The organism is Maribellus comscasis, assembly GCF_009762775.1.
GTDB lineage: Bacteria > Bacteroidota > Bacteroidia > Bacteroidales > Prolixibacteraceae > Draconibacterium > Draconibacterium comscasis.
Map to the genome: position 1 here is coordinate 2,568,713 of NZ_CP046401.1, position 11,474 is coordinate 2,580,186.

Below are 11,474 nucleotides of genomic sequence, written 5' to 3' on the forward strand. Positions count from 1 at the left end.
CCTGAATATTTAGTTAGACTCTATATTATGCGATAAAAAGGCCCAACAAGTTACATTCTAAACGCCAAATTTCAAAATGTTATGTAAATTAAGTTGTCCGGGCTGTAATCAGCCTGTCTCCTTTATCATCTGCATGAATATTTACTTCAGTAACATGCTCAGGCAAAAGCGATTCTATCATTTCCGGCCACTCAATAAAACAATATTGCCCGCTGTACAAATAGTCCTCATAGCCCAAATCAAATGCCTCTTCAATGTCTTTAATCCGGTAAAAATCAAAATGAAAAATGGAAGACAAATCTTTGGTTTTATATTCGTTGATTAACGCAAAGGTCGGACTTGTAACATTATCATCGGTTCCTAACTCTTTACAAACAGCTTGTATAAATGTAGTTTTGCCCGCCCCCATTTTACCATAAAAGGCAAACACCTTTTGCTCAGGAAATGCAGCGATCAACTTCCGCGCAAGCTGTTTAAGTTCTTTGACTGAAGATATTTTCTCAAAAAACATATTTTTATTTTTTCAATAGTACAAATATGCCACAGAAATTTTAAAACCTAAGTGAAAATGAAATATAAATCATAAAAATGCATTTGCAATAACACTTTATCTTTCATTAAATTGTATTAAATTTGGCACAATAAATAATTATGTTTTGAAGTAATTTCAGCAAAATTCTCAAAACAATTCTGTTTATTACAAAAACGTTGACAAATTAAAAAATATACAAAATGAAAATACCTGCTGACTTAAAATACACGCAAGATCACGAATGGATTCGCGTAGACGGTGATGTTGCTGTTGTTGGAGTTACCGATTTTGCTCAGGGCGAATTGGGTGATGTTGTTTTTGTTGAAATAGAAACCGAAGGTGAAGAACTGGACAAAGGAGAAACCTTTGGAACCGTTGAAGCCGTTAAAACTGTTTCAGATCTTTTTATGCCGGTTGGAGGAACTGTTTCAGAGGTAAATGAAGCTTTGGCTGACGAACCGGAAGTAGTAAACAAAGATCCCTACGGAGCAGGCTGGATGATAAAAGTTGAAATAAAAGATTCTTCGGAACTGGATGATTTGATGTCGGCCGAAGAATATCAAAAAATGATTGAAGCGTAGAGACTTAAAAAATATATATACTCGCAAGACATCTGTTTATTCAGGTGTCTTTTTTTGTTTCTCAATTTTTGAAACAAAAAAAACCAGAGACAACAGCCCTGGTTTTTTTTCGACTTCTTATCCTGGTTTTATCCACACTTCGAAGATCCACAGGAAAGACAGGTTAAACAGCCTTCCTGGTATACTACTTCATCTGAACCGCATTCGCCACATTTGGCATCTTCTGCAAGTGTTCCATCTGGTATATATTTTTTTAACGCACGTGCCACACCGGCTTTCCATGAGTTAATAGTTTCATTATCAAGCTGAAGACTGGTTACCAACTCAACAACCTTATGAATAGGCATCCCATGTCGTAAAGTTCCGGAAATCAGTTTTGCATAGTTCCAGAATACCGGATTGAATTTATGAGAAAGACCTTCGATGGTAGTTTTATATCCTCGTTTATTGATATACTGAAAATCGTAGCGCGAACTTTCTTCTCCATCCCAGCTTTTAATAATATACCCTTTTGTTATTGAGCGGGGAAGTAAAATTCCATCTTCATCATCCGAGAGACCAGTAAAGATCTCATAAGGTTTCCCATCCATCAGGCCCATAAAGGCAATCCATTTTTCTTTATTGTTCTGAAAACGAACCACATCTGCTTCCAGTTTTTCAGGACGTTTTGTTGGGAAAGAACCGGCTTTCTTTTTCTCTTTTGAATCGTTTGAAAGTAAAACACCTGAACGTGACCCATCGCGATAAACAGTTACACCTTTACATCCGTTTTTCCATGCCTGGAAATACAAATCGCCAACCAGTTCCTGAGAAACATCTGCCGGCAAATTAATGGTTACACTAATAGAATGATCGACCCATTTTTGCACACGTCCCTGCATACGAACCTTAGCCAGCCAGTCAACATCGTTTGACGTTGCTTTATAATAAGGCGACTTTTTCACCATTCCATCCAGATCCTCCTGCGAATATTCGCGGTTGGTTTTATATCCGTTTATTTCCATCCAGGTTTTGAATTTGTGATGGAAAACAGTGTACTCCTCCCAATGGTCGCCAACTTCATCCACAAAGTCAACACGAACATCTTTATCGTTTGGATTTACTTTTCTTCTTCTTTTATAAACCGGCATAAAAACAGGTTCTATACCTGAAGTAGTTTGTGTCATCAAACTGGTAGTACCTGTGGGCGCAATAGTGAGCAATGCGATGTTCCGGCGACCAAACTCTGTCATCTTTTCATACAACTCAGGATCTGCATCTTTAATGCGATTGATCAGCGGGTTCTTTTCCTCGCGCTTGCTATCGTAAATTTTGAACGAGCCGCGTTCTTTGGCCATGTAAACCGATGAACGATAGGCTTCTAAAGTAATAGTTTTATGAATTTCTTCTGAAAAATCAATGGCATTTTCACTTCCGTATCGCAAACCAAGAGCCGCCAGCATATCGCCTTCAGCAGTTATTCCAATTCCTGTTCTGCGCCCTTCGTTGGCTTTCTTTTTGATACTCTCCCAAAGATTAAGTTCTGTAAATTTAATGTCTTCAGCTTCCGGATCTGAATTTACTTTTTCAAGAATAGCATCAATCTTCTCCAGTTCGAGATCAATAATATCGTCCATTATCCGCTGAGCGTAGTGAATATGTTCTTTGAACAGATTAAAATTGAATTTAGCCTGTGTTGTAAACGGTTCTTCTACATATGAATACAGATTAATAGCCAGCAAACGACAACTGTCATAGGGGCAAAGCGGGATCTCACCACACGGATTGGTAGACACAGTGCGGTAGCCAAGATCAGCATAACAATCCGGCACTGATTCGTTAATTATCGTATCCCAGAAAAGAATTCCCGGCTCAGCAGATTTCCATGCATTTTTTACAATTTTCTCCCACAAAGCACCAGCGTCAATTTCCTTTTTATAGGTAGGCTTATCCGAATCGATTGGATATTGCTGAACATAAGGTTTCCCGGCTTCAATTGCTTCCATAAAATCATCCTTGATTTTTACCGAAACATTTGCTCCGGTAACTTTTCCCTGTTCCAGCTTGGCATCGATAAAACTTTCGGAATCCGGGTGTTTTACAGAAACTGACAACATCAAAGCACCGCGTCTTCCGTCTTGTGCAACCTCGCGTGTTGAATTGGAATATCGTTCCATAAACGGAACAATACCGGTTGAAGTAAGCGCCGAATTCTTTACAGGTGAACCCTTTGGACGAATATGCGACAAATCATGACCTACTCCCCCGCGTCTTTTCATTAACTGAACCTGTTCCTGGTCAATTTTCATAATTCCGCCATACGAATCAGAATCTCCGTCATTTCCCACAACAAAACAGTTGGATAGTGATGCAACCTGATAATTATTGCCAATACCTGTCATCGGTCCACCCTGGGGAACAATGTATTTGAATCCTTTTAACACTTTATATATTTCTTCTTCGGTAAGTGGATTCGGATACCGTTTCTCTATTCTGGCAATTTCTTTTGCCAGTCTCTTGTGCATATCGTCGGGTGTCAACTCAAAAATATTTCCAAATGAATCTTTGAGTGCATATTTATTCACCCACACCCTTGCAGCAAGATCATCTCCTTTGAAGTACTCAAATGAAGCTTTTACTGCTTCCTCCTGCGAGTAAATTTTTTTGCCGACGGGGGCCTTTACTGATACTTCGTTGTATGCCATTTTGTCCAGTTAAATGATTTAATGTATTAATTTGAATTCCGTTCCTGGGACTCTAATTTTCCCTCCTTTGAAATTGTGAAGTGAAGATAAAAATCAATCAAATATTTTGGAAAGTTTTTTACGACTATTTAATTAAAAGTTATCAACTTTTATATGTTAATACACTGAAAATCAACATACTAACAATATTCAAAGCAAAAAAAGTTTACCAAAACAAAAAATTTGACTTGGAAAATTAAAATAAATTTATACGAATTTCTGTTCTGAAAATTCAAAAATTTTAAGAAAAAAACAGATGAAAATTATTAAAAAAAAGCCATTATTATTTAAATACTTTTTTTATGATAAGTGATGTAGAACCAATATTTTTTGCAACATAATTTTTACTGATTTTTGAGGCTTTTTTTAACGCTTCATCATCGTTCAGCAAAGAATCCATAATGGTTTTAAGCTGATAAAAGTCATTAATTGAAAAGGCTCCTCCTTCCGATTTTAAGTCGACTGCTTCTTTAAATCTTTGATGATTGGGTCCAAAAATTACCGGCAGCCCAAAAGTTGCTGCCTCTAAAATATTATGAATTCCTACGCCAAAACCACCCCCGATATAGGCAATGTTGCCGTATTTATATATAGAAGATAAAATCCCTATTGAATCAATTACTATAACCTGAAGATTTTCAACCTCGGAATTTTTAATCTGACTAAACCTGGCCACAGGTTTTTTCAACATTTGTATCAACCTGTTAATATTTACCTCCGAAACCTCATGCGGGGCGAAAACCATTTTGGCTTCCGAATTTTGGTTGATAAACTCTACAAGCAGCTCTTCATCGGGTTTCCAGGTACTTCCGGCAACAATTAACGGCAAATTTCCCTTAAACTTTTCAACAATTGGAAAATTTCTGAAACCTTTTGCAATGGAGGCAACCCTGTCAAAACGGGTATCTCCCGAAATCGAAAAATTATCTACTCCTGCCATTTTTAACAATTTTGCCGAGGCCTCACTCTGCACAAAAATGTGTTCAACTTTAAAAAGCATTTTTCTATACCATTTTCCCCAGGGTGTATTTTTAAAAAACTGCTGGTTTTCGCGAAAAATGGCCGAAACAATAAACAGCGGGATATTTCTTTTTTTTAATTCCGAAATGTAAAAATGCCAAAATTCGTATTTCACAAAAAATACTTTTTCGGGTTTCAGAAGGTTTAGAAAGTCTTTCGCGTTCCGTTTTGTATCCAATGGCAAATACATCACAATATCCGCCAGCTCATAATTTTTCCGTATTTCAAAACCAGAAGGAGAAAAAAAAGTAAGCACAATTTTGTAGTCAGGGAACTGCTTTTTTACTTCTTCAATAAGCGGTCTTCCCTGTTCAAATTCGCCCAATGAAGCACAGTGCATCCAGATATACCTGGCACTGCTATCTACCTTCTCTGATAAAGTGTTGCGCCAATTTTTTCTTCCTTTTACAAATAAACGTGCTTTTTCGTTAAACAGCGACGAAATGCGCGCAAAGAAAGCATAGAAAAAAATTCCGGTTTTATAAAAAAGAATCATGCCTGAAAAGTTTAAACCACTAATAAAATCGTCTTACACTCAAATATTCAAAAATGGTAATATTCATCAAATGAATAAGAAAGAAATAACCCAAATCTTCTATCGGGATGGAAAAAATAAAAACATTCAAAATATGTTCATAATTAAAGGTTACTACCGGCAGCCCCGTTAAAATTCCCCGGAGAATCAAAAAAGGCGCCAGTGCAAACAAATAGGACAGATAAAATTTAGGATAGTTCTTTTTAAAATTGTTGCGGAAAATTGTGTAACCAAAATAAATCGTAAGCAGAAAAAAAGTAAAGAATGTATATAAGTCCTTCCGGTAAGAATAAGCGATCAAAGCATAAACCACAAGCAAAACCAGACTCAACACCACAAATATGTTTGGCCGGGAAAAACGAACAAGGCGACTTTTTAATACTTCGTAAATGTAAACACTAAAAAACGGAACAACAAAAAAGAATAACCACTCTTCCAGAGGAAGTTGCATAAGTGAGATTCCCAGTAAATAACCGGGATTAAAATTCCAGATGCCCAATTCTGTAAAACGAATGTCCCAGATGATAAATATGGCTCCGGAAAAGAGCATAGCAGGGAGTAAATACTTCATTTTCCCAATAAAACCGTCTTTTCTTTTTAAACTTATTCCAACGGTAGCAAAAAAGAAAACAGCAAGTAACGCCACATATACAAAATTTTGTAATCCCATGCTTTTGAATTTGGGCCAAAGGTAAATGAAAACTGGAATTACCAGAAATAAAAAATCCAAAAAATTACTCCTTTGCAGGAGCGGCACGCTCGTTCGCTTTATAAACCAAACAAAACTCAAAGCTCTGATTCAAATTGATTTTTACCTCTTTTTCAAATTCCTTATTTTAGTCCAAACAACATCCACAATTTAATACCAAAGTTATGAAGCGTATTGTTAATTTCCTTTTCATTTATATTTTGTTCCCATTCTTTTTTATTGGACTTCCAAACGAGTTGGCAGCTACAGTTCCTTCTACAAACTTTTCTCAACCAGGAAACAAAAACCCGGATAAAAAATCCCGGAATAAGGATAAAAACGCGACATTTTTTTCTCTGAACAAAAAAAATCAGCACTATTTTCTTTTCAGAGGAGAGCCAACAATTTTAATAACTTCTGCTGAACATTACGGAGCAGTCATAAATCTTGACTTTGATTACCGTGTTTATTTAAAAGAACTAAAAAAATACGATTTTAATCTTACCCGGTTATTTATTGGAAGTTATGTTGAAAACGCTGGTTGGTTTAAATACCCCGAAGATCAGCCGCTTTCCCCTGCTTCCAACCGGTTAATTGTACCATGGGAAAGAAGCCGGGAACCGGGTTATGTTAACGGAGGAAATAAGTTTGATTTATTCCGTTACAATCCGGAATATTTTAAACGATTAAAAAATTTTATAGAGCTTGCAGGCAAATACAATATTGTTGTGGAAATTGTATTGTTCTGTCCATTTTATAACGATGGACTTTGGGAATACAGCCCATGGCATTACAAGAATAATATAAATGGCATAGGAAATTTTAAGCGCGATACTGCGCTAACCCTCAACAACGGAAAACTGCTTGAAGTGCAATCCGGTTTGGTTGAAAAGATTGTAAATGAACTTCGTTTTTATGACAATGTTTATTATGAAATCTGTAACGAACCTTATGTAACAGGGGTGCCCGCCGATTGGCAAAATTATATTGCCGAAAAAATCAGGGAAGCTGAAAACACGTATACCAACAAACACCTTATTGCCATAAATATACAAAACGGCACAAGCCAGCTTTCTGAGCCAACTCCTCACATCGACATTTATAACTGGCATTATGCCTACCAGGAAGAGCGAACGTTAGATGACGATATTGCCACATTAAACTATCATTTAAACAAACCAATTGGCAATGATGAGACAGGAATGACAACCGATCCAAATTTCTATCGTATGGAAGGCTGGGAAACGATACTTGCAGGATGTGCCGTTTTTAACAATCTGGATCTTTCTTTTCTATCGACCGACGAAAAAGGAAAAACTGCTCCTAAAGCCGTAAACAGCGGAGGCCCGGTTTTAAGGGAATGGCTAAAAATTCTTAAGAACTTTATTTCTGATTTTGAGTTTATTCAAATGAAACCTCAGAATAATGTAATCGTAACTGCTGGTATTCCGAAAAATGTGAGGGCGCGGGTTCTGGCAGAAACGGGAAAACAATATGCAATTTACTTTAGAGGGGGAGACGGCAAAATAAATCCCCAAATAAACCTACCGGGAGGAAAATATAGCTTGAAATGGTTAAATACAAAAACCGGAAAATCTTATGGTAAACAAGAAATTGTTCATCCCGGAGGCACTCTAAGAATTGAATCTCCGGTTTATTCAAAAGACATTGCTTTAAGTATTACCTCAAAATAGAATTCAGCCACATCCGTGTGTTTATTTGATCAACACGGTTGAAATACTTTTGGCAGGAACAGAAAACCTACCTTTGTCTTGTTTTACCTTTACAGGCTGCAGGTTATTTGACTCTGACGTTTCATATACTTTCAGAAAACCGGTTTCTCCTGCTTCCAGATGTAAATCAACTGCTTTTTGCTCTGCGCTTTGGTTGATAACGACAAGTACCAAATCGCCGCCTTTATTTTTGTATGCTGAAGCTTTAAGCTCTGGTTCAGAATTTGTTTCCACGGAAATCCTTTCTGCACCAGGTCGTATAAAACGTGAAAAATTGCCCAGTCCCCACAACAATTTTGAGTCGTAAATCCGGCCACCAGTTTTGCTTTTATCGATATAAACCAGGCCGTCTTTAAAATCATACGGACTAACTGCCAGCCACCAGTGCCAGGCACTCGCACCGGCAACGGTCAAATCAGCATGAATTACATTGGCAACAAACAGCGCCGTCTCCATTCCCAGGTCGCGACCATTTCCAACAAAACCGTCATTATCGCCTAAAATACAAAACTCACTCATCCAAAACTCAAGCTCCGAATCAACCCGGTTAATTTCATTTTTCACCCTGGTTCTTACTTCTTTCAGAACTTTATTGTTTGTTGTGGTAAAATAACTGTGCCCGGCAATTTTGTGCGCCATATTCGGAACGTCACCTACATAGTTTTCGGAGGCTGGCGAAAAGAATTGCTCTATCTGAAAACCCCTTTCCACATCGTTTGCCTTTTCATAAAAGTGATTTAGCTGCCCGGCCTCCGTAATTTCAATTTGTGTAGACAAACCCGCGTTTTTTAAATCTGGGCCCAAAATACGACAAAGCTCTGCAATTTCGTTGTTTGTCCACGGCGAACCTTCCTGCCCACCTTTCCAATCCCACTGAGGCTCATTTACCGGCGAAAGATAGTCAAACAAAACACCTTCATTTTTCTGAATATTTTTAGTCACTTCCACAAGAAAATCACTGTATTTAGGAAGGTTTTCTTGGGTTAGGTTCATTGAATTCCCGCCTGAAGAAAAAGCTTTTCCATTTTTTGTGAGCGCTACAGGCGGACTATTTACAAAACCAATAAAAGTTTCCACTCCGCGTTGTTGTGCTGCATTTAAAAACCAGCGTTGTCCGCTCTGCTTTTGCCAGTTGTATGTGCCGTCGGGCTGCAAAAAGCTTTCTGCACGTCGCCAGGAATCATCAATTCCGGTTTTGTCTTCCACATCGGCACTGCCGCCTCCGATATTAAACCGCCAGCAACTTAACCCAATTCCCCTAAGAGAACCGTCTTCATTTTCTTCCAAACTAAACAGAAGGTCTGCCACTTTGTTTTTTTGGACTTCGGGCCAGTTGCCAACAAACTGGCAACTCCAGGCATCGGAGGCGCCAAAATTGTGAATGGTCTGAAAGGTGAGTTCCTGATTTATTTTTATTTCAACCGTTTTACCATTTGGTGTGGTTCCTGATTGTGAGTTACAACTCAAATTCAAAAAAGAAAATATACTGAGAATAAATATGAACTGTTTCATTTTAATAATGGATTGGTGGAATTTTTTCGATGATCTCATTAAAAGGCTGTTCAGTTCCGCTGGCAACTTCATACATCTTTTGATGTGTCTGTTTTGCTGCTTCAATCAACTCTTTGTACGGATTATTACAAATATCCATAAATCCGATATTGTAATTTTCGCCGTCAAAACGGCCAAAAACCGGCTGGTCGAGCCACTGAAAATAGTGCATCCCAATTAATTCCGGTCGGGCGAGTCCCTGTTCAATATAATACCGGTATGCTTTTCCGCGGTCGGTCTGACTTAAAACTCCCTGAATTCCGGTGGCAGGTAACCCGCGGTCGGTCGAACCAAAATGAAACTCGCCAATCATAACTGGTTTTCCACTTATTTTTGCGATTTCAGCAGTTTCCGGCGGGCCGGGATTTCCGTAACCATTGATGGAAAATACGTCAAAACGTTCGCCTGCTTTGTATAATAAGTCAGAACTTAACCACGCGTAACGCATTCCCAGGTTCAGGTGGTTTGGATCTACTTTTTCCACCTCATCGCAGGGAACATTGACGTATTTTGCTACCAATATTTCAGAAAACTTCCAAAAATCTTTTTTTGCTCCTTCCGAAGGATATTCATCAAAAACCAGTTGAGTAATCTTTTCAAAATCAGACAAATCAAGATTCCACGTTTGATTCAGTTCCTCTACCGAAGAATATTGTTGCGACAGCCATTTTGCAAATGTATTTTTTGATTCTGACTGTTGCGGTGTTGCAAACATTTCAAAAGCAATATCATGGGCGCCAAAAGCCCAGTTGGGCTCGTTCCGCAAAAAATAGCCAATTAAATACGAATCATTTTTATAACCGTTGAGTTGTTGTGCAAAATCTTTAGCGTTGTTTTCATATTCCTTAGCAAATACATCAGGGAAATCGCGGTACAACTGTACTTTGGTAGATGGGAAACGCGACAAAGGGAGAACATAGGGAATTCCTGATTTACGCGCATAACCAACATCCGACCAGTTTCCGATGGTGTTAATTCCAAAATCCCGAATCTGCCCGGAAGTAATGGTTTCCCAGTTTTCGCGCCATTTTTCACCAAAAACGCGCATCAGATTAAACTTGTAAAAATCAACCTGCTGATATTCTCCCCTTCCGGAAATTCCGTCTTTGTATAGTTCATCATTTTCATCGGGGAGCCATGCAAATAAATCTTCCTGCCCCGAACTTACACCTGAGGCTGTACTGCGGATACAATCCACTCCAACAGAAACAAAAACATAACCTTCCGGGTCGACCAGCCACCAACGATTACCGTCATGGTGTGCGCGAAAAAATCCAGTAGCTTCAAACTTCTTCTCTTTCCAGCCGCCATATTTGCTCCAGTTTTCAGGAAATGAATTTGTTTGTGCAGACGCCAGTTGGCCTGCCAGCAAAGTTTCCAATTCTTGTTCATTTTTGGTTTTACCGGGCCAGTCTTTTACCGTCCACTGACCAAACTTATCTACAACCGGTTCTGTCACTGGTGAAAATGACTCCGGTTCATCATTGGTCAGGTAAACTGCTGCAATTTCAAATTCGGGCATAAAATGAGGTTCCATCCACGGCCCGAAACGAAGGATAACTTTTGAGGTTTCTTCGGGTTTCATTCTGTCTCCCAAAACGGTTCCTTTTAACTGGCGGGGAAAACGGCGCATAAAAATTTCCTGACCATTTAAATGTTCCAGCGGGAAAACCATCTTAGTCTTTAGTTTTGGCAGAACGCCAATTTTGGCCGACATTCGTGGTGTTCCGTCCTCGTCACCTGCTTCGGTGCCACTTTGCGTTACAATGTTTCCGGCTCCTCTTTCATTTCTGAAAAATTCAACATTCAGTACCGCACTAAAATCATTGTCGTGCCAGATTTCGCAAACCAGGTATTGGGCGTTCTTCCACAAATCAGGATCAGTTCCTTCCCAAATGGTAAGACTTTGGTCGTCGTTTGTTGGAGTAATTTTTAGTACATTGCCTTCAAAACCAACACCATTTTCTACGACACTGATTTCATTATTACTTTTTTGAATTTGCTGAATGTCGAATGTTGGTGAATTCTCGGTTGCACAGGAAAAAAGAAACAACACAATAATAATGACAATAGTTGTTTTCATCAGGACTGGTTTAGTTTTGTTCAAAGTT

Annotated in this window: 8 protein-coding genes; 2 read left to right on the forward strand and 6 right to left on the reverse strand. The window is 38.5% G+C overall.

Features of this window, described 5'->3' with window-relative positions; all coding sequences use genetic code 11:
- Nucleotides 1–88: 88 nt before the first annotated feature.
- On the reverse strand, nt 89–511 hold the full coding sequence (tsaE, locus tag GM418_RS10225; protein ID WP_158865721.1) for a tRNA (adenosine(37)-N6)-threonylcarbamoyltransferase complex ATPase subunit type 1 TsaE: 423 nt from the start codon (nt 509–511) through the stop codon (nt 89–91).
- Between the two features lie 221 nt (nt 512–732).
- On the opposite strand from tsaE, the gene gcvH reads away from it, so the two are divergent.
- A complete protein-coding gene (gcvH, locus tag GM418_RS10230) occupies nt 733–1,113 on the forward strand; it encodes a glycine cleavage system protein GcvH (protein ID WP_158865723.1) in 381 nt (126 codons plus the stop codon).
- Between the two features lie 128 nt (nt 1,114–1,241).
- Here gcvH and GM418_RS10235 read toward each other — a convergent pair whose 3' ends face one another.
- From GM418_RS10235 to GM418_RS10245, 3 genes are all read right to left on the reverse strand, one after another.
- A complete protein-coding gene (locus GM418_RS10235) occupies nt 1,242–3,797 on the reverse strand; it encodes an adenosylcobalamin-dependent ribonucleoside-diphosphate reductase (protein ID WP_158865725.1) in 2,556 nt (851 codons plus the stop codon).
- 322 nt (nt 3,798–4,119) lie between these two features.
- A complete protein-coding gene (locus tag GM418_RS10240) occupies nt 4,120–5,352 on the reverse strand; it encodes a 3-deoxy-D-manno-octulosonic acid transferase (RefSeq protein WP_158865727.1) in 1,233 nt (410 codons plus the stop codon).
- Nucleotides 5,353–5,371: 19 nt separating this feature from the next.
- Nucleotides 5,372–6,061, reverse strand: a complete 690-nt coding sequence (locus GM418_RS10245) for a lycopene cyclase domain-containing protein (RefSeq protein ID WP_158865729.1) — start codon at nt 6,059–6,061, stop codon at nt 5,372–5,374.
- Between the two features lie 203 nt (nt 6,062–6,264).
- Between GM418_RS10245 and GM418_RS10250 the strand changes: the two genes are divergently transcribed.
- The gene (locus GM418_RS10250; protein ID WP_158865731.1) at nt 6,265–7,773 is read left to right on the forward strand and encodes a cellulase family glycosylhydrolase; all 1,509 of its coding nucleotides are present in this window, start codon (nt 6,265–6,267) and stop codon (nt 7,771–7,773) included.
- 21 nt (nt 7,774–7,794) lie between these two features.
- On the opposite strand, the gene GM418_RS10255 is transcribed toward GM418_RS10250, so the two are convergent.
- Complete coding sequence (locus GM418_RS10255) at nt 7,795–9,324, reverse strand: glycoside hydrolase family 30 protein (RefSeq protein WP_158865733.1); 1,530 nt, start codon at nt 9,322–9,324, stop codon at nt 7,795–7,797.
- 1 nt (nt 9,325) lies between these two features.
- Nucleotides 9,326–11,446: a beta-galactosidase gene (locus GM418_RS10260; protein ID WP_158865735.1), complete on the reverse strand. Its 2,121-nt coding sequence runs from the start codon at nt 11,444–11,446 to the stop codon at nt 9,326–9,328.
- Nucleotides 11,447–11,474 lie beyond the last annotated feature (28 nt).